We start from the raw sequence: 17439 nt of genomic DNA, 5'->3' as shown, positions 1-17439 counted from the left end.
ACTTTATGACGCTTTATTTAAACAAAAGGCATGGTGATGCCCCAAACACAAAATTATTTAGCCAACTTGATGAAAATGCAAAGGCCACAGAACATGAGGTCAATCTCTTAGAAGGTAAATTAAAATATCATGAAAAATCACAGACCGCCCATACGTCGGATCAAATCGACCATGGCGGTTTTTCTTTACGCACATATATTGAAAGCCTTTATAACCGGATGCGAAATTTGATTCTTAATGCTGACGGAACAAATGTAAAAGAGGTCGTCGATGCCCGTGTTGATGCTGACGGTAATATTGCGCCCTTATTAAAAGAACGGCTTGATCGGGATTACATGAGGCTGAATAAGCGTATAAAACGTGTTGTTCATGTGGATGATTACGGAGCCGTTGCAGACGGAGTGACAGACAGTTCCGATGCAATTGTGAAGGCCATGGGTAACGGTAAAGTGAAAATTAAGTTGGGCCCAGGTGTCTACGTTGTTCGCGGCGTAAAACTAAAGGATAATGTCATTTTTGAAGGTGACGGATTGGATATCACGACTCTTATTCTTCATGAAAATACGCCGTCTGATGAATGGGTGATTACAAATGCTGATCATCAAGGGGGCAATAAAAATATTGTGATTCGTGACATGACCCTTGATTGGAACCGGAACCGACAAAATGGCACGATGAAAGCGATGGGCGGGGTTAAATCCAGCTGCTTGTTGTTAGCTCACGTTACTAATGCATGGGTACAAAGAGTACGCACTGTGAACCCGGCGTTACATGGGATTGATATTTCTGCGCCTACTTACGATATTTCAGACAGCGACTACACTAAAAACGGAAGTAACTTAGTGTGGATAGATCATTGTATCTGCGAAGGATACGGGGACGACGGAATAACAACCCACTACAGTGAAAATATATTCATTACAAATAATGTCTGTCTGAATCCATCGGGAACAGCTCATGCGGCAGGCAAAGCCAATTCAAATGGAATTGAAGTTGACGACGGTTCAAAAAACGTGTGGCTCTTAAATAACTATACTGAAGGTAATATTCGCGGGGTAGAAGTGAAAGCTCATGCACAATGGCCGGCACCATCAAACATTCATATTCACGGACATGAATCTTTCCGGGATGTGCGTTCTTACGATCTTCGGCACATCGGGCATCATTTGGCTGGCGAGCCGTGGAGTGAAACAGCACGGGACGTTACCTTGGTGAACTGCACAGCAAAAGAGCCAGTTTTCAATGATCTTTATGCGGGTTTAGAGCCAAAGGCGCTTGCTGTCTCTGCATATCAGCGAGTTAATATCATTGGTTTTACGGCTATCGGCGACCCCGCATATAACTATAAGGGAACAAATATCATTACTTTCCAATACAAAAGCCGAAAAATTGATGTTAGCGGCCTCAAAATTTCTGGTTTTGCCACAGCAGGCTCAGACATCCATATTTATGGAGGAGATCAAAGAACGGATGATGTTCACATTTCAGGTTTTACAATTCATGACTCGGCACCCGTTGGAATTGGTATCGGGGGTGGCGTTTATAACGTTACGTTAATGAATGGCATTGCTCATACAAGGGGCGGAACAGCTGGTATCACATCGCCAAACAACCAGACAGAGATCATTGCCGTTCGTGCAGTTGGCTATACAGACGCTGCAATTTTAGCAGGGCAAAAATATAAAACTGTTCCAAACAATATGAAAGGCGGCTTCCGCGCTGCTACCACGACCGGAACACCCTTAACCAACACAAGCGCTATTATTGCCAATAGCGGCTCAGCAATTGCAAAAGGGGAGCGCAACCTTATTGCCGGGAATGCTGGCGGGGCGTCCACAGAAGGCTCGCGCAATGGTGTGCTTTTCTCATGGGACTCTCATACAAAAGGAGACAGCGGTTCTTCGGTTGTTATGGCTTCCAAAAATGTAATCAATACCAAGGAATACAGCATCGCTTTAGGGCATGGTGACGGTAATCCATCAGAAGGAAACAAAAAGATCGAGTTAGACGCAATGGGCGGTAATGTACGCGCTACAAACCGTGTGGAAAGCGTCTCAGACCTTAAAGACTTCGCGGAATACTTTGAGTCAACTGACGGTCAGAAAATTGAAGCCTCCTATCTTGTAGCTTTGGAAGGCGAAAAGATTCGGAAAGCCGAAGCTGGCGATAAAATTCTGGGTGTCGTATCGAAGACGGCCGGGCTTGTCCTCGGTGGTGCTGCTTTCGATTGGAAAGACCGGTACTTGAGGGATGAGTTTGGCGGCATTATTTATCGAGAGGTTTACGACGGTGACCGGGTTATAACCGTCCCGGCGGAAAATCCAGACTACGATCCTTCTGAAGAATATAAGCCTCGTGAAGAACGAGACGAGTGGCATGTTATCGGGCTTATTGGTCAGGTGTTTGTTCGTATTGACTCCACAGTACGGGTAGGTGATAGCGTCTCTGCCATTAATGGAATAGCAACAAAAGCTGAGTCTAATGGATACGGCACTGTCATGAAAATTGAAATGCCATACGACGAAGAAAAAGGCTACGGGGTAGCCAAGATGATCGTTACACCGCAGCATTAAGGAGGCTGAACCTTGATTTATAAAGACGCAAACGTTACTTATGATATCAATTCCCGCAGATCAGACGGGAGAGCAACAAACATTCAATTTATGACGCAAGACACGGGCAGCGCCAAGCTGTCCTTTTCTTTTACAAAAGACGGTGCCCCACTTCCATTGTCCGCGGTCGATGCAAAAATTGTTTTGCTTTATCCGGACGGCTCTTTCTACAAAAAGAGTCTCACTCTCATAGACAAAGTGAACGGAAAAGCTGAATACATCTTGTCTGATGAAGAATTGAAGCATTACGGCATTGTGAAGGCAGAATTAAAGCTTTACTACACAAATGGTCAGGCTCTGGCTACTTCCTTTTTTACTTTTACGATATCAAAGACATTGGAAGATCAGAACATTGTCCCAGTAGCTGAGTACTACATTGATGATTTTGAGACGTTACGGAATGGCATTAATCAGACAGTGGACGAAATCAGCCGAACAGTTGAAGAGCTGCGTGAGAAGTTTGCCGACCTCGAAGCAATTGAAACAAAGGACGGTGCCCAGGAGAAGGCCGACACCGCGGAACAAAACGCAAAGGACTATACCGATGAACACGCAAATGATCAGACAAAGCATATTACGACAAAAGAGCGCGAGGCATGGAATGCAAAGGAGACTCCTTCCGGCGCACAGGAAAAAGTGAACGCCCATGCAAATAAAACGGATATTCACGTCACCCAATCAGATAAGGACAAATGGAATACTGCCGAGGCTAATGCGAAAGCCTACACAGATGTCCATGCTGCGGATATGGCAAAACACATAACTGCGGCTGAGCGTATGAAATGGAATAGTGCTCAACTTCTTAAAATTACAAATGATGCAGGCGGAGTTCTTATATCAATAGGAGATACGGATGATTTTCTGAGTGAAATTGTTGAAGCTGGAAAGCAATTCGGTACCTTTTATTCGTCAGGAAAGTCAACAAATGGTCCTTCTTCATTATCAACTAGAGGATTTTTTCACTTTACGTCAACGGATAGTGATGGAAAGGGCACATTTGGTTATGTAGTTGCAATTGATTATAAAAATAACGTCTTTACAAATTATCTGAACTTAAATCAAGGGTGGACTGGCTGGTCTAAATTAGAAACAGAGCACAATGCCAGGTCATACACTGATAACCTTGAAAAAAAACTAACAGATTTAACATGGTTCTCCCCGACGTTACAAAATAGTTGGGTGAATTACACTGATTCAAACGCAACAGACCAAACAAAATATAAAGTACGATATGCCAAGGATGTAACAGGTACAGTATTTGTAGAAGGTGCTATTTCAAAAGGAATAATAGGATTTGGGGTTCCTGCCTTTATTTTACCTGAGGGATACAGACCAGCTAGAGCCATCCAGTGGGTTGGAGTAGCTTCTCAAGGTGGTATGTCAGGCGTTCCACAGACACATAGGTTGCTTGTAGATATTGATGGGAAAGTTATTATAGAAAATTGTTCAAATACAGTTAAGCCTAATGATTATATTAGTTTAGGGTTTAGTTTTAAGGCTGTTTAAGGAGAATATATAAATGATACAAGTATATAAATATAATGACGATTTTATATTTGAAACACCTGTAATAGTCGATGGAATAGACGCTAACGGTGGAAAAAGTCTCCCTAATAATTGCACAAAGATTGCACCGCCTGATGGGATGTATAAGCCTAAATTCAATCCCGAATTGAACGAATGGGGGGAGGCAGCAACCAAAGAATACATTATAAGCCTAAAACCCACCAGAGAACCTTCAGATTTGGAATTACTAAAACAGCAAAATGCTTTACTTATCTCACAATTGGCTGAAACTCAATCGATGGCTCAGCAACAAGCTAATATGTACGCCGATTTAATATTATCACTTGCACAAAAAGGGGTTGTTTAAATGGACTGGTATAAAAGCATACTTACTTGTTATAAATGGGGATGTTATTCAAGGGATGACGTTAAAGCTTTTGTCTCTTTCAATAAAATAACCGAAAGTCAATATGAAGAAATAGTTAAGGAAGATATTGTTACTGTAGATTAAATATGATAATTTAAATCTATGAAAAATACTATCTATTTACTTTTTATTGCTTTTATTATATTAAGTGGGTGTTCAACATATAGCGGCACAGCTGCTGTTAAAGGTTCTTCGTCAAAAACACCTGATTATCATCCATTAATCATCGCACATAGGGGCGCTTCAGCGTTAGAGCCGGAACATACATTACTCTCATATAAGCGTGCCATAAAAGATAAAGCGGATTTTATTGAAATTGATTTAAGGCAAACAAAGGATCATGAGTTGGTCGCTATTCATGATAAGGATGTTGTAAGAACAACAAACGGAAAAGGAAAGATTCAGGATCTTACTCTGTCTCAATTAAAAAAATTCAATGCAGGTAAGAGTCAAAAAATATTGACAATAGAAGAGATAATAAAAGAATTTGGTCTTTCAACAAAGTATTATATAGAAACGAGAGAAGATGATAACGGAAACCTAGTAATGGAACAAAAACTCATTGACATTCTAAATAAATACAATCTTTTAGCTGAACACAAAGTGGTATTACAATCATTCAGTGAAAAGAGTTTAAAGAAGATACATTCTATTAATAAAGAGATACCGCTGGTACGCTTACTTGGTGATGATGAAGTGAAGGTCTTAAATAGCGATAAGCTAAAGCAGATAAAACGTTACGCTTATGCAGTAGGCCCTAATGCCAAATTAGTTGATAAATCCACAGTTGGAAAAATTCATGCCGCGAATTTAAAGATTCATGTCTTTTTCGATGCGGAGAATGAGGAAAAACAAACAATGAAAATGATTAATTTAAGGGTGGATGGATTATTTTCTAATAACCCTGCTTATACAAAGAGACTAATAAACTCGTCAAATTGACGGGTTTTTTATTTTGCCTCTAAGGAGGTGATAACAAGAAATGGAGGAGACATCTGTGTTTATTAATTTTGAAACATTGGATTTAGCGAGAGTTTATCTGTTTGGGGGTGTGAAATATCTTGATTTAATGCTGGTGCTGAACATCATTGACATCCTTACCGGTGTGGTGAAAGCGTGGAAGTTTAAGGAGCTCCGCAGCCGAAGCGCTTGGTTCGGTTATGTCCGAAAAATGCTCAGTTTTCTGGTGGTCATTGTGGCAAATATCGTAGATACAATCCTCAGTCTGAACGGTGTCCTGACATTTGGAACCGTTCTTTTTTATATCGCCAATGAGGGGCTTTCCATTACGGAGAACCTTGCACAGATCGGCGTTAAGATTCCGGCTGCTATCACGGACCGGCTTCACGTAATCGAAAATGACAACGAACAAACAAACGAAAAGGATGAACAGGCTGCTGGATAACCCGGCGGCCTTTTCTATACACAAAAAGGAGACGATGAAACATGGTGAATATTATCCAAGACTTCATTCCGAAAGGAAATAAAAACAGACCAGCATACCCTATGAATCCTCTGTATATTACGGTTCATAATACTTCGAATACTGCAAAAGGTGCGGACGCTGCCAGTCATGCTCGGTATGTTAAAAATCCGGAAACAGCAACCAGCTGGCACTTTACTGTGGATGATGAAAAGATTTATCAACACCTTCCTTTAAATGAAAATGGCTGGCACGCAGGAGACGGAAACGGGACAGGAAACCGTAAATCAATTGGTATTGAAATCTGTGAAAATAGTGATGGGGACTTTGAAAAAGCTGTTTCAAATGCTCAGTGGCTTATCAAGAAATTGATGAAAGAACAGGGGATTTCTTTTGCTAATGTCGTGCCTCATAAACATTGGTCAGGTAAAGAGTGCCCTCGGAAGTTGCTGGACCGTTGGGATTCATTTAAAGCAGGAATCAACGGTGCTGCATCTTCGCCGACAAAAACAGTTAAGAAAACCACCGGAGATACCTACACCGTCAAAAAAGGCGATACACTTTCCGAAATTGCAAAAGAGCACGGGGGGAGTGTGGCAAACCTTCAGAGCTGGAATAACATTAAAGACCCTAATAAAATCACAGTTGGCCAAAAGCTAAAGCTTAAAGGCTCCAGCCCTAAACCAAGCAGCAAAAAAACGTCATATGCGCTGCCTTCTGGCATCTTTAAAGTAACAAACCCTATGAGAAAAGGGGATGATGTAAGGCGGATTCAAAAAGCGCTGGCAGCTCTTTATTTCTACCCGGATAAAGGGGCAAAGAATAATGGCATTGATGGCGTGTATGGTCCGAAAACAGCAAACGCGATCAAACGGTTCCAATCCATATATGGATTGGTTGCTGACGGCATTTACGGACCGAAAACAAAATCAAAATTAAAAGCACTACTATAGTTATAAAAAAAGCCCTCATGGTTTACATTGAGGGCTTATCTTTTTTCATTCCAATCATCTCTTTTAATTTCTTTTCGTTGCTTTCAACCTTTCTAGGACTAAAACCGTAATCATCATCAGATTTTTTATCTTCAGCAGTATCTTGCCACCATTCTTCTTTATCAGCCATTATATCACCCCCTTAAACAATTAGAAGTAATATTTGTTTCATAAAATATACAACTACTATGCCAATTATAGATATGTAAATCTCTTTAATTCCTTTTTTGAAAAGTTCAACTTTAGTATCATTTGCTTTACGATTGACAACAATTATTTTTTTGTATTGTTTTGTCAAATTAAATTGAAGATTCTCTTTAGGTTTTTGTGCAACGTGTTCTTTGTCGAATCCGCCTAAACCAAGAGTGTCATATTCGTAAGTTTTTAAGACATTAATCAAATGTTTAAAAGCAATTAATTGCATAATTGCGGGGAATATATACAATACACTTACTATTACAAAACAGAGAATTTCTATTGAACTATTTGCTTTTTTAAAAAATGAAAAATCCAAAGCTGATGTATAAAATCCTATTAAAGCACCTAACAGGGCAATGAGGACACCAGCTCTAGTTTCAATATCTCTTTTTCTATTAGCTTCTGTGTCGTATTCTCTGGTGACAGTAGATAGAAGAGTTTCAACACTCGGATAACTAATTTGTTCGGTGTTTTCCTGTTCTTGTGAATTGATCTGTACAGTGCTTTCCTGTTCTTGTGAAGTCCCCATTATTTTTCCTTTCTAATTGTTATATGCAGCCTTTTTCTTAAAGATATTTTATATAACTGGATTAATTGAAGGCAAGAAATATTTTCAGCTAATGCAAAATATTCCCCTATATGTATAGACGTTAGTCTACAGATATGCTATAATAAATATATAAGGAGGTGAGGAAATGCTAGACAACATAATAAAAATCCTTCAAATTATCTTCTATGTTGTTTCTATCGGTTGGATTTTTCAGCAGTCCCACGATAGTAACAAGAAAGATAATAAGAAGGATTAACGATTGCAGGGAAGCGAGTGGGAGCTCGCTTCTCAATAACATTATAATCAGTCTAGCATAAAAAATGAAGAAAAACCAAAAGTTCATCTTTTCATTAATTCTTTTGAGTGCGGCAGCAATAAGCGTGCGCTCCTTTTGGACAAACGCATTTACAACGTCTGTAATGGCTATAATTGTAGCATTGACAATTTATGCTGTTCTCAAGGACATTGCTTTAAGGAGAAAATAACATGGAATATCATTTAAGAGGTCGCCAGGAGGTTGAGGGCTTTGTAAAAACTGAGGTCCTCAGCACTTCCGAAGTTGCCGGGATTTTAGGGGTAAATAAGCAGCGCATGAGTAAATTGATAAGTGATAAGCGCATCGAAGCTGTAAAGAAGATAGGGAACACAAGTTTGTTTTTACGCCAGGATGCGGAGGCTTTAAAAGAAGAACTTGAAGCAAATAAAAAATATCGTCCCCATAATAATTGAGCCCACTCATATGAGCAGGGCTTTTTTACTTATCTAGGAATCACATGGTACTTTTCTCCCTTTTATCTCGAACTGAAGGTTTTTCAATTGTTTAGGAACGAATGTTCTGGTATCTTCTTTTTGAGGTGATAGGTGTGAAAGAGCTACCAAAAGAACTACTTGAAGAACTTGAAAGAACTACCTTCCTAATTAATGAAGTTATAGAGATATACGAGCAGCACGAAGGAGAGCCAGCAGAAAAACCGGCTATCACTTGCCCATCATGCCTTAAAGAATCGACTAATTATATTTGCGATTGGTACGGTAACAGGCATGTCCATTTCCATTGTGATTGCGGCTGCCGTGTCCATCAATAAACAAAAGGCCTCTCGTCATACGAAAGGCCTTTTTTATTTAACCACCTACTCTTATTTCACGACCTAACCCCATTCCTACAGGTGGGTCATGGTGTGTTCCAACAGGTAACTCACGTTGAATTTTCATCTTGATCACTCCTCTCTATAATAACAAATACTGCATCTTCCCAAATTCTCCTTTTTTATTTAAATAGATTCCGTAATAGTTTATTTGTTGCTTTACCGGCTGCACGGCGGGCAATACGTTTCCCGAGAGTGCCGTTTTTAGCAGCATTAACATCTCCTAAAATTTTAGCCGACTTGTAGAGCGCTGATCTTATTTTATTAATGTTCATAAGTGCCTCCCTGGTTATTTCTACTTAAATTATAAACCTTTTTTAAAATCAGAAAAATTTTTTTGAAACATTTCGTGCAGCTGTGCGTCTAACATACGTATCCTTAGATATTTTCTGTATTTATGTCTATTTCACATGTTTATACTTAAATACAAAAAATCAAGTCATCCATAAACGCACCGTATTTATCGGAAGCCTGAATTCATCTATTGTCCACCCGCGAGAGGTGTTTAAAGAAGCGTTTAAGCGATCTGCCGCTTCCTTTATCTGTGTTCATAATCATCCATCTGGAGATCCAACGCCGAGCAGGGAAGATATTGAAGTGACAAGACGGCTGTTTGAATGCGGAAACCTGATTGGCATCGAGCTGCTCGACCATTTGGTGATCGGGGACAAAAAATTTGTGAGTTTAAAGGAAAAAGGATATTTGTAACACTTTTTTTTTCGTCGAATTAAGCTATAATAGAGTTTATGAGTTTTTCCCTTTAGGGTATTTTTGCTTTAAGAAAGGAAGATACATACATATGTTTGGAATTGGTGCAAGAGACCTTGGTATAGATCTTGGAACTGCGAATACGCTTGTTTTTGTAAAAGGAAAAGGAATTGTTGTGAGAGAGCCGTCAGTTGTCGCTTTGCAGACGGATACGAAATCGATTGTTGCTGTCGGAAATGATGCGAAAAATATGATTGGACGGACACCGGGCAACGTGGTGGCTCTGCGCCCGATGAAAGACGGCGTTATCGCTGATTATGAAACAACGGCGACGATGATGAAATATTACATCAATCAGGCCATTAAAAATAAAGGCATGTTTGCCAGAAAACCATATGTAATGGTATGTGTTCCATCAGGTATTACAGCTGTTGAAGAACGCGCTGTTATCGATGCGACAAGACAGGCGGGAGCGCGTGACGCGTATCCGATTGAAGAGCCATTTGCTGCAGCAATCGGAGCCAATCTTCCAGTTTGGGAACCGACTGGTAGCATGGTTGTTGATATCGGGGGCGGTACGACAGAAGTTGCGATTATTTCCCTCGGAGGCATCGTAACGTCTCAATCAATCCGCGTAGCCGGTGATGAGATGGATGACGCGATTATCAACTACATCAGAAAAACATACAACCTGATGATCGGTGACCGTACGGCTGAAGCGATTAAAATGGAAATCGGATCTGCAGAAGCTCCTGAAGAGTCCGATAACATGGAAATCCGCGGACGCGATCTGCTGACAGGTCTGCCGAAAACAATCGAAATTACAGGAAAAGAGATTTCTAACGCTCTACGCGACACTGTATCTACAATTGTTGAAGCCGTGAAGAGCACACTCGAAAAAACACCGCCTGAGCTTGCAGCAGATATCATGGACAGAGGTATAGTGTTAACCGGCGGCGGAGCGCTTCTTCGCAATTTGGACAAAGTCATTAGCGAAGAAACGAAAATGCCGGTCCTTATCGCCGAAGATCCGCTTGATTGTGTAGCGATCGGAACAGGGAAAGCACTGGAGCACATCCATCTTTTCAAAGGGAAAACTAGATAATCGGGAGTTCAATAGAAGAGGTGTAACACGATGCCGAATAAGCGGTTAATGCTATTACTTCTGTGTATTATCATATTGGTGGCTATGATTGGATTTTCGCTGAAGGGCGGCCGCAATACCACCTGGCCTGAGAAAGTGATCGGCGATACGACGGGAGTATTTCAAAATATTTTTCATACGCCTGCCGAATTTTTTGCAGGAATATTTGAGAACATCAATGATTTAAAAAACACATACAAAGAAAACGAGCGTCTGAGAGAAAAGCTTGACGGACAGACACAATATGAAGCCAAGCTTCAAGAGCTTGAAGAAGAAAACAAATCCTTGCGTGCCGAGCTTGGCCATGTCAAATCGATTAAGGATTACAAGCCGATTTTGGCAACGGTCATCGCCAGAAGCCCTGATAATTGGGCGAAACAGGTCACCATTAACAAGGGGACTCAGCAAAACGTAGCGAAAGATATGGCCGTTACGAACGAAAAAGGTGCATTAATCGGCAAGATCAAAAGTTCCGGACTGAACAATTTCACTTCAACTGTTCAGCTTTTAAGCGATACTGACCGCAATAACAGAGTCGCGACGAAAATTTCCGGAAAAAAAGGCAGCAAAGGCTACGGCTTGATCGAAGGATATGACAAAGAGAAAAAACGTCTGAAGATGACAATTATTGAGCGTAAGGATAAACAAGACGTGAAAAAAGGCGATCTTATTGAAACATCAGGCACAGGCGGTGTTTTCCCAGAAGGGCTGACAATCGGTGAAGTGACTGATATCGAGTCAGATTCCTATGGATTAACGAAGGTTGCTTATGTAAAACCTGCGGCTGACCTTACCGATTTAAATAATGTGATCGTTGTTAACCGTGACGTGCCGACTGTCGATACAGAGGAGGAAGGATCGTGAAACGTTTCCTTCTCCCTTTCGTTATGATGCTTGTTTTTTCTGCGGAAAGCATTTTTACAGATTTGGTGCATTTTCCTTTCGTTACAGACGACCAAGTGCTCGCTCCGCGTTTTTTGATGCTTGTATTGATATTCATGTCGGCTTTTATCAACCAAAAACACGCGATGATTTACGGATTTATTTTTGGTTTTCTATATGACATGAACTATACAAGTCTATTAGGCGTTTACATGTTTGGTTTTGCAGGGCTATGCTATTTGGCTTCAAAAGCGTTTAAAGTGCTGCATACAAACGCTTTTGTAGTGATATTGATAGCGGTTCTGGCTGTCTGTCTGCTCGAATTTTACGTATTCGGCATTCAGTCTTTGATTCATAAAGATATTATGACGTTTAACGGATTTGTGCTTGACCGGTTTATACCGACAATTTTATTGAATATTGTAGCAGCTCTTATTCTTGTTCTGCCGTTTAGATTATTTTTTATGAGTCTAAAGAAAGAATTGAGAGATGAGTAAAAAGGATTTTATCTTTTTTTGACGAAATGAGTATGTTGTTGAGGTGAATATTGTGAAGACCAAAAAGCAGCAATATGTAACGATAAAAGGAACAAAGAATGGGTTAACATTGCATCTGGATGATGCGTGTTCTTTTGATGAGCTTCTCGATGGTCTTCAGAATATGCTGTCAATTGAACAATATACCGATGGAAAAGGCCAGAAAATCAGCGTCCATGTTAAGCTGGGAAATCGCTTTTTATATAAGGAGCAAGAGGAACAGCTGACTGAATTGATTGCGTCAAAGAAAGATTTGTTTGTTCATTCTATTGACAGTGAAGTCATTACTAAAAAAGAAGCACAGCGGATAAAAGAGGAAGCCGAAATTATTTCTGTTTCAAAAATTGTCCGTTCAGGCCAGGTGCTGCAGGTAAAAGGCGACTTGCTCCTGATCGGTGATGTGAATCCCGGCGGAACAGTCAGGGCCGGAGGGAACATTTTTGTTCTGGGCTCTCTGAAAGGAATCGCGCACGCCGGTTTTAACGGAAATAATCAAGCGGTCATCGCCGCCTCTGAAATGCTGCCGACACAATTAAGAATCAATCATGTGTTAAATCGCTCCCCAGACCACATTCAAAAAGGGAACGAAATGGAATGTGCTTATTTAGATACAGACGGAAATATGGTCATTGAACGCCTTCAACATTTGGCTCATTTAAGACCTGATCTAACAAGGCTTGAGGGAGGAATGTGAATTGGGTGAGGCTATCGTAATAACTTCGGGAAAAGGCGGAGTAGGTAAAACAACAACATCTGCGAACCTCGGTACCGCCTTAGCCATTTTAGGGAAGCGCGTATGCTTAGTGGATACTGATATAGGACTGCGCAACCTTGATGTTGTAATGGGTCTTGAAAATAGAATTATTTACGATCTTGTAGACGTTGTAGAGGGCAGATGCAAAATGCATCAGGCGCTCGTAAAAGACAAACGTTTTGATGATCTGCTCTATTTAATGCCTGCTGCTCAAACGAGCGATAAGACAGCTGTTGCTCCTGAACAAATTAAAAACATGGTCCAAGAGCTCAAACAGGAATTTGACTATGTCATCATAGACTGTCCTGCGGGAATCGAGCAAGGGTACAAAAATGCCGTTTCTGGAGCTGATAAAGCGATTGTGGTCACTACGCCTGAAATCTCAGCCGTTCGTGATGCTGACCGTATTATAGGGCTGCTGGAGCAAGAAGAAAATGTTGAATCGCCGCGGCTTGTTGTAAACAGAATCAGAAATCACCTGATGAAAAACGGTGACACGATGGATATCGACGAAATCGTACAGCATCTGTCGATCGATTTGCTCGGAATCGTGGCTGATGATGATGAAGTCATTAAAGCTTCCAATCATGGCGAACCGATTGCGATGGACCCGAAAAACCGCGCTTCCATTGCATATCGAAATATTGCCCGCCGTATTTTAGGTGAATCTGTTCCTTTACAAGTGCTTGAAGAGCAAAACAAAGGAATGATGGCTAAGATTAAGTCATTTTTCGGCGTAAGATCTTAATGTGATAGAATCAAAGAGAAGAATCTGACAAAGCAAATGCTGTGTCAGGTTTTTTTGTTTTTGTCTGCTTTGTTCCTGACTAAACCGAATATTTGCCATGGACAAGACATATGATGTACAAACCCAACGAATGCAAAGGATGATGGCAATGAGTCACAGAGCAGATGAAATCAGAAAACGATTAGAGAAAAGAAGAAAACAGCTTTCCAGCTCAAAACGTTTCTCTACTCAGACAGTTTCTGAAAAGCAGAAACCCCCGACCTGGGTGATGGTAACGGATCAGGAAAAGCATGGAACACTTCCGGTCTACGAAGATAACATGCCAACATTCAACGGAAAACACCCATTGGTGAAAACAGATTCAATTATCCTGAAATGTCTTCTTTCGGCTTGCCTTGTTCTCGTTTCCGCTATAGCCTATAAAACAAACATTGGACCCGTCAGCCAGATTAAACCCGCCGTAGCCAAAACTTTCGAAACTGAATTTCAATTTGCTTCGGCAAGCCATTGGTTTGAAACGAAATTTGGAAATCCGCTTGCTTTTCTGGCTCCTGAACACAAAGATAAGGAACAGCAGATTGAAGTAAGCAAAGATCTGGTCGCGCCTGCATCCGGGAAAGTACAGCAGGATTTTCAGAACAATGGGGAAGGAATTAAAGTTGAAACAAGCAGCGATACGATTGATAGCGTAAAGGAAGGCTATGTGGTTGAAGTCAGCAAAGACAGCCAGACGGGATTGACGGTTAAGGTGCAGCATGCTGACAACACCTACAGTATTTATGGCGAGCTCAAAGATGTGGATGTTGCTTTATATGATTTTGTGGATAAAGGCAAAAAGCTTGGTTCAATTAAGCTTGATGATCATAATAAAGGGGTCTATTATTTTGCCATGAAAGACGGCGATAAATTTATTGATCCGATTCAGGTGATTTCATTTGAATAAATGGCTCGACCTTATCTTAAAGATCCATGTGCATCCTTTTCTTTGGATTATTGCGGCGCTGGGGCTGCTCACAGGCCATATGAAAGCATTATTATGTCTGCTCCTGATTGTATTGATTCATGAGCTGGGGCATGCTGCTCTGGCTGTGTTTTTTTCTTGGAGAATCAAGCGTGTATTTTTGCTGCCGTTTGGCGGAACGGTTGAAGTGGAAGAGCATGGGAATCGGCCGTTAAAGGAAGAATTTGCGGTCATTATTGCCGGCCCTCTTCAGCACATCTGGCTTCAGGTTGCTGCCTGGATGCTTGCAGAAGCCTCAGTGATTCATCAGCATACCTTTGAACTCTTCACCTTTTATAATCTTTCTATTTTATTTGTCAATCTACTGCCGATTTGGCCGCTGGATGGCGGAAAACTGTTATTTTTGTTGTTTTCCAAACAGCTGCCCTTTCAAAAGGCTCACCGGCTCAATCTAAAAACGTCGCTCTGCTTCTGCCTGTTGCTTGGGTGCTGGGTTTTATTTGTGATTCCTCTGCAAATCAGCGCATGGGTTTTGTTTGTCTTTCTGGCTGTTTCTTTGTTTGAGGAATATAGGCAAAGGCACTATATCCATGTGAGATTTCTTCTTGAAAGGTATTACGGAAAAAACCGGGATCTTGAGAAACTTCTGCCGCTGACAGTAAAGGCGGAGGATAAAGTCTATCACGTGATGGCCGAGTTCAAACGCGGCTGCAAACATCCAATTATTATTGAGAAATCAGGCGAGAAGCTCAGCCAGCTTGACGAGAATGAAGTGCTGCACGCTTACTTTGCCGATAAGCGGACGAATTCCTCCATGGAGGAACTGCTGCTGCCTTACTAAAATCGATTGACAAACGTCTTGTATTTTGGTATATTTTTTAATGTTATGGATGTAGCACCATTGCTACAACCGCTCAGTACAGGTGTTAAGAGCTTTTACAGCCCCCTGGTATCTGGCGAGTCTTAGTCTAATAGGAGGTGCAGAGAATGTACGCAATCATTAAAACAGGCGGTAAACAAATCAAAGTTGAAGAAGGCCAAACTGTTTACATCGAAAAACTTGCTGCTGAAGCAGGTGAAACAGTTACTTTTGAAGACGTTTTGTTTGTTGGCGGAGACAACGTGAAAGTCGGCAACCCTACAGTTGAAGGCGCGACAGTAACGGCTAAAGTTGAAAAACAAGGCCGTGCGAAAAAAATCACTGTTTTCAGATACAAAGCAAAGAAAAACGTTCATAAAAAACAAGGTCATCGTCAGCCTTACACTAAATTGACGATCGAAAAAATCAACGCGTAAGCATGATTCAGGCAACAATCAGAAGGTCTCATGATAAAGGCATATTGTCTTTTGAAATGACGGGCCATGCGAATTTTGCTGAACATGGACAAGATCTTGTTTGTGCCGGAGTGACAGCCGTTGTGTTTGGAGCCGTTAACGCGGTCATTGTGCTCGCAGGCTTCGAGCCGCTTCTTGATATAGGGGAGGACGGGGGTTATTTTTATTTTGAATTTCCTGAATCTCTTGATCCGGATGCGCGACAAAAAGCTCAGCTGCTGATTGAAGGCATGATTGTTTCGCTTGAGACAATCGAACGGGATTACAAAGACAACTTGCGTGTGACCACAAACATAATATAGGAGGTGAGCTACATGCTTAGATTAGATCTTCAGTTTTTCGCTTCTAAAAAAGGAGTAGGTTCTACAAAGAACGGACGTGACTCTGAGGCTAAACGTTTAGGTGCTAAACGTGCTGACGGTCAATTCGTAACAGGCGGTTCTATCCTTTACCGTCAACGCGGAACAAAAATTTACCCAGGTGAAAACGTGGGCCGCGGCGGAGATGACACTCTATTTGCGAAAATCGACGGAACTGTTAAATTCGAACGTTTCGGCCGTGACCGCAAAAAAGTGAGCGTATATCCTGTAGCTCAATAATGATTCAAAAAACTCCGGTCGTTGATGACTGGAGTTTTTTTTGCAATACGCGGAGTAAACACCTAGAATGAAATGCAGAGTATGTGCGAGCAGACCCCGCCAAGAATGAGAATAAACATCTCAAACCCACTGGATATGTTCCCCAAGCAGTAATACATAAAATGTTCTGCCTGGCTGCAAATCAACCAAAGCGCCAGAAAAAAGGAACATGATATTTCTGGGAAAAACAATTGTTTTTCTAACAAAGCCTTCTCTGTTATAATTCATAATACACACTTATACAGACTCCTAAATAAGAAATTAAATGATTGGGAGTGCGAAAATGAAGGATGTTTCAAAAAATCAAGAAGAAAATATAAGCGACACGGCATTAACAAACGAACTGATTCATCTGCTTAGCCATTCCCGGCATGATTGGATGAATAAGCTGCAGCTGATTAAAGGAAACTTAAGCTTACAGAAGTATGATCGCGTCTTTGAAATGATTGAAGAAATGGTTATAGACGCAAAGCACGAATCAAAGCTCTCAAACCTGAAAACACCGCATTTGGCGTTTGATTTTCTTACATTTAATTGGAAAACCCATTATATGACGCTTGAATATGAAGTTCTTGGAGAAATTAAGGATTTGTCGGCTTATGACCAAAAGCTGGCGAAACTGATGAGAAAGCTGTTTGATTTGTTTGATCAAGCGGTCAGCAGAGAGAGTGAAAACCATTTAACGGTTTCGCTCCAAACAGATCATCCTGACAGACAATTGATTCTATACCTTGATTTCCACGGCGCCTTTGCCGATCCATCTGCTTTTGATGATATTCGGCAGAATGGATATGAGGAAGTTGATATCATGCGTTTTAAAATCACAAGTCACGAATGTCTGATTGAAATTGGATTGGACTAGCGGAGTTTTTAACGGTTA

Annotated in this window: 22 protein-coding genes, 2 pseudogenes and 1 other annotated feature; of the genes and pseudogenes, 20 read left to right on the top strand and 4 right to left on the bottom strand. The window is 41.0% G+C overall.

What is annotated here, in order from left to right:
• The first annotated feature begins 5 nt into the window (after window positions 1-5).
• Genes BFW96_RS13025 through BFW96_RS22155 form a run of 7 tightly spaced genes read left to right on the top strand, consistent with a single transcriptional unit; the run spans window position 6 to window position 6921 of the window.
• Window positions 6-2573: a peptidase G2 autoproteolytic cleavage domain-containing protein gene (locus BFW96_RS13025; RefSeq protein WP_069839626.1), complete on the top strand. Its 2568-nt coding sequence runs from the start codon at window positions 6-8 to the stop codon at window positions 2571-2573.
• A gap of 12 nt (window positions 2574-2585) precedes the next feature.
• Window positions 2586-4118 (top strand): phage baseplate upper protein, encoded by a 1533-nt coding sequence (locus tag BFW96_RS21920; protein ID WP_069839625.1) that lies wholly within the window; start codon window positions 2586-2588, stop codon window positions 4116-4118.
• A gap of 13 nt (window positions 4119-4131) precedes the next feature.
• Window positions 4132-4485, top strand: a complete 354-nt coding sequence (locus BFW96_RS13015) for a hypothetical protein (protein WP_069839624.1) — start codon at window positions 4132-4134, stop codon at window positions 4483-4485.
• On the top strand, window positions 4486-4629 hold the full coding sequence (locus tag BFW96_RS21170) for an XkdX family protein (RefSeq protein WP_083252875.1): 144 nt from the start codon (window positions 4486-4488) through the stop codon (window positions 4627-4629).
• 18 nt (window positions 4630-4647) lie between these two features.
• Window positions 4648-5487 carry a glycerophosphodiester phosphodiesterase gene (locus BFW96_RS13010; protein ID WP_069839623.1) on the top strand — a complete coding sequence of 280 codons (840 nt, stop codon included), beginning with the start codon at window positions 4648-4650 and terminating at the stop codon, window positions 5485-5487.
• 40 nt (window positions 5488-5527) lie between these two features.
• Complete coding sequence (locus BFW96_RS13005) at window positions 5528-5950, top strand: phage holin family protein (protein WP_069839622.1); 423 nt, start codon at window positions 5528-5530, stop codon at window positions 5948-5950.
• Between the two features lie 41 nt (window positions 5951-5991).
• The gene (locus BFW96_RS22155; RefSeq protein ID WP_069839621.1) at window positions 5992-6921 is read left to right on the top strand and encodes an N-acetylmuramoyl-L-alanine amidase; all 930 of its coding nucleotides are present in this window, start codon (window positions 5992-5994) and stop codon (window positions 6919-6921) included.
• A 22-nt stretch (window positions 6922-6943) separates the two neighbouring features.
• Here BFW96_RS22155 and BFW96_RS21665 read toward each other — a convergent pair whose 3' ends face one another.
• Entirely contained in the window at window positions 6944-7090 is a 147-nt protein-coding gene (locus tag BFW96_RS21665; RefSeq protein WP_159427647.1) for a hypothetical protein, read from the bottom strand.
• A 12-nt stretch (window positions 7091-7102) separates the two neighbouring features.
• A complete protein-coding gene (locus tag BFW96_RS12995; RefSeq protein WP_069839620.1) occupies window positions 7103-7687 on the bottom strand; it encodes a hypothetical protein in 585 nt (194 codons plus the stop codon).
• Between the two features lie 507 nt (window positions 7688-8194).
• Between BFW96_RS12995 and BFW96_RS12990 the strand changes: the two genes are divergently transcribed.
• Window positions 8195-8437, top strand: coding sequence for a helix-turn-helix domain-containing protein (locus BFW96_RS12990; RefSeq protein WP_069839619.1), 243 nt, complete (start codon window positions 8195-8197; stop codon window positions 8435-8437).
• Window positions 8438-8975: 538 nt separating this feature from the next.
• Here BFW96_RS12990 and BFW96_RS21730 read toward each other — a convergent pair.
• Complete coding sequence (locus BFW96_RS21730) at window positions 8976-9128, bottom strand: hypothetical protein (protein WP_042975112.1); 153 nt, start codon at window positions 9126-9128, stop codon at window positions 8976-8978.
• A gap of 130 nt (window positions 9129-9258) precedes the next feature.
• Between BFW96_RS21730 and radC the strand changes: the two are divergent.
• The 11 genes and pseudogenes from radC to rpmA form a co-directional block, all read left to right on the top strand.
• A pseudogene (gene radC / locus BFW96_RS12985) lies at window positions 9259-9561 on the top strand (RadC family protein); the annotation flags it as partial.
• 91 nt (window positions 9562-9652) lie between these two features.
• Window positions 9653-10666, top strand: coding sequence for a cell shape-determining protein MreB (gene mreB / locus BFW96_RS12980; RefSeq protein ID WP_003229650.1), 1014 nt, complete (start codon window positions 9653-9655; stop codon window positions 10664-10666).
• 30 nt (window positions 10667-10696) lie between these two features.
• Window positions 10697-11569 carry a rod shape-determining protein MreC gene (gene mreC / locus BFW96_RS12975; RefSeq protein ID WP_040082268.1) on the top strand — a complete coding sequence of 291 codons (873 nt, stop codon included), beginning with the start codon at window positions 10697-10699 and terminating at the stop codon, window positions 11567-11569.
• Window positions 11566-12084, top strand: a complete 519-nt coding sequence (gene mreD / locus BFW96_RS12970; RefSeq protein ID WP_014664848.1) for a rod shape-determining protein MreD — start codon at window positions 11566-11568, stop codon at window positions 12082-12084. The genes mreC and mreD overlap by 4 nt, the downstream gene beginning before the upstream one ends.
• 52 nt (window positions 12085-12136) lie before the next feature.
• Window positions 12137-12817: a septum site-determining protein MinC gene (gene minC, locus BFW96_RS12965; RefSeq protein WP_014664847.1), complete on the top strand. Its 681-nt coding sequence runs from the start codon at window positions 12137-12139 to the stop codon at window positions 12815-12817.
• Between the two features lies 1 nt (window position 12818).
• Window positions 12819-13625, top strand: coding sequence for a septum site-determining protein MinD (gene minD / locus BFW96_RS12960; protein ID WP_014664846.1), 807 nt, complete (start codon window positions 12819-12821; stop codon window positions 13623-13625).
• 148 nt (window positions 13626-13773) lie between these two features.
• A complete protein-coding gene (gene spoIVFA / locus BFW96_RS12955) occupies window positions 13774-14568 on the top strand; it encodes a stage IV sporulation protein SpoIVFA (RefSeq protein ID WP_069839618.1) in 795 nt (264 codons plus the stop codon).
• On the top strand, window positions 14561-15427 hold the full coding sequence (spoIVFB, locus tag BFW96_RS12950; protein ID WP_014664844.1) for a stage IV sporulation intramembrane metalloprotease SpoIVFB: 867 nt from the start codon (window positions 14561-14563) through the stop codon (window positions 15425-15427). The genes spoIVFA and spoIVFB overlap by 8 nt, the downstream gene beginning before the upstream one ends.
• Before the next feature lie 57 nt (window positions 15428-15484).
• Window positions 15485-15560 (top strand) — a sequence feature (ribosomal protein L21 leader region).
• Between the two features lie 13 nt (window positions 15561-15573).
• On the top strand, window positions 15574-15882 hold the full coding sequence (gene rplU / locus BFW96_RS12945) for a 50S ribosomal protein L21 (protein ID WP_010330275.1): 309 nt from the start codon (window positions 15574-15576) through the stop codon (window positions 15880-15882).
• A gap of 2 nt (window positions 15883-15884) precedes the next feature.
• Complete coding sequence (locus BFW96_RS12940; RefSeq protein ID WP_014477547.1) at window positions 15885-16223, top strand: ribosomal-processing cysteine protease Prp; 339 nt, start codon at window positions 15885-15887, stop codon at window positions 16221-16223.
• Window positions 16224-16235: 12 nt separating this feature from the next.
• The gene (rpmA, locus tag BFW96_RS12935; RefSeq protein WP_003222623.1) at window positions 16236-16520 is read left to right on the top strand and encodes a 50S ribosomal protein L27; all 285 of its coding nucleotides are present in this window, start codon (window positions 16236-16238) and stop codon (window positions 16518-16520) included.
• A gap of 120 nt (window positions 16521-16640) precedes the next feature.
• Here rpmA and BFW96_RS21535 read toward each other — a convergent pair.
• A pseudogene (locus tag BFW96_RS21535) lies at window positions 16641-16765 on the bottom strand (hypothetical protein).
• 77 nt (window positions 16766-16842) lie between these two features.
• Here BFW96_RS21535 and spo0B point away from each other — a divergent pair.
• A complete protein-coding gene (spo0B, locus tag BFW96_RS12930; RefSeq protein ID WP_014664842.1) occupies window positions 16843-17421 on the top strand; it encodes a sporulation initiation phosphotransferase Sop0B in 579 nt (192 codons plus the stop codon).
• The last annotated feature ends 18 nt before the right edge of the window (window positions 17422-17439 follow it).

This window comes from Bacillus sp. F56, from assembly GCF_001748205.1.
In the GTDB taxonomy this organism is placed as follows: Bacteria; Bacillota; Bacilli; order Bacillales; family Bacillaceae; genus Bacillus; species Bacillus stercoris.
Note: the sequence above shows the minus strand (reverse complement) of the source record. Positions and strands in the feature narration are given on the sequence as shown.

Excerpts from the sequence above, each read along its gene's own strand:
- BFW96_RS13025 (WP_069839626.1), top strand. The coding sequence starts at position 6 with ATGACGCTTTATTTAAACAAAAGGCATGGTGATGCCCCAAACACAAAA.
- BFW96_RS13015 (WP_069839624.1), top strand. The coding sequence starts at position 4,132 with ATGATACAAGTATATAAATATAATGACGATTTTATATTTGAAACACCT.
- BFW96_RS21170 (WP_083252875.1), top strand. The coding sequence starts at position 4,486 with ATGGACTGGTATAAAAGCATACTTACTTGTTATAAATGGGGATGTTAT.
- BFW96_RS13010 (WP_069839623.1), top strand. The coding sequence starts at position 4,648 with ATGAAAAATACTATCTATTTACTTTTTATTGCTTTTATTATATTAAGT.
- BFW96_RS13005 (WP_069839622.1), top strand. The coding sequence starts at position 5,528 with ATGGAGGAGACATCTGTGTTTATTAATTTTGAAACATTGGATTTAGCG.
- BFW96_RS22155 (WP_069839621.1), top strand. The coding sequence starts at position 5,992 with ATGGTGAATATTATCCAAGACTTCATTCCGAAAGGAAATAAAAACAGA.
- BFW96_RS21665 (WP_159427647.1), bottom strand. The coding sequence starts at position 7,090 with ATGGCTGATAAAGAAGAATGGTGGCAAGATACTGCTGAAGATAAAAAA.
- BFW96_RS12995 (WP_069839620.1), bottom strand. The coding sequence starts at position 7,687 with ATGGGGACTTCACAAGAACAGGAAAGCACTGTACAGATCAATTCACAA.
- BFW96_RS12990 (WP_069839619.1), top strand. The coding sequence starts at position 8,195 with ATGGAATATCATTTAAGAGGTCGCCAGGAGGTTGAGGGCTTTGTAAAA.
- BFW96_RS21730 (WP_042975112.1), bottom strand. The coding sequence starts at position 9,128 with ATGAACATTAATAAAATAAGATCAGCGCTCTACAAGTCGGCTAAAATT.
- mreB (WP_003229650.1), top strand. The coding sequence starts at position 9,653 with ATGTTTGGAATTGGTGCAAGAGACCTTGGTATAGATCTTGGAACTGCG.
- mreC (WP_040082268.1), top strand. The coding sequence starts at position 10,697 with ATGCCGAATAAGCGGTTAATGCTATTACTTCTGTGTATTATCATATTG.
- spoIVFA (WP_069839618.1), top strand. The coding sequence starts at position 13,774 with ATGAGTCACAGAGCAGATGAAATCAGAAAACGATTAGAGAAAAGAAGA.
- rplU (WP_010330275.1), top strand. The coding sequence starts at position 15,574 with ATGTACGCAATCATTAAAACAGGCGGTAAACAAATCAAAGTTGAAGAA.
- BFW96_RS12940 (WP_014477547.1), top strand. The coding sequence starts at position 15,885 with ATGATTCAGGCAACAATCAGAAGGTCTCATGATAAAGGCATATTGTCT.
- rpmA (WP_003222623.1), top strand. The coding sequence starts at position 16,236 with ATGCTTAGATTAGATCTTCAGTTTTTCGCTTCTAAAAAAGGAGTAGGT.
- spo0B (WP_014664842.1), top strand. The coding sequence starts at position 16,843 with ATGAAGGATGTTTCAAAAAATCAAGAAGAAAATATAAGCGACACGGCA.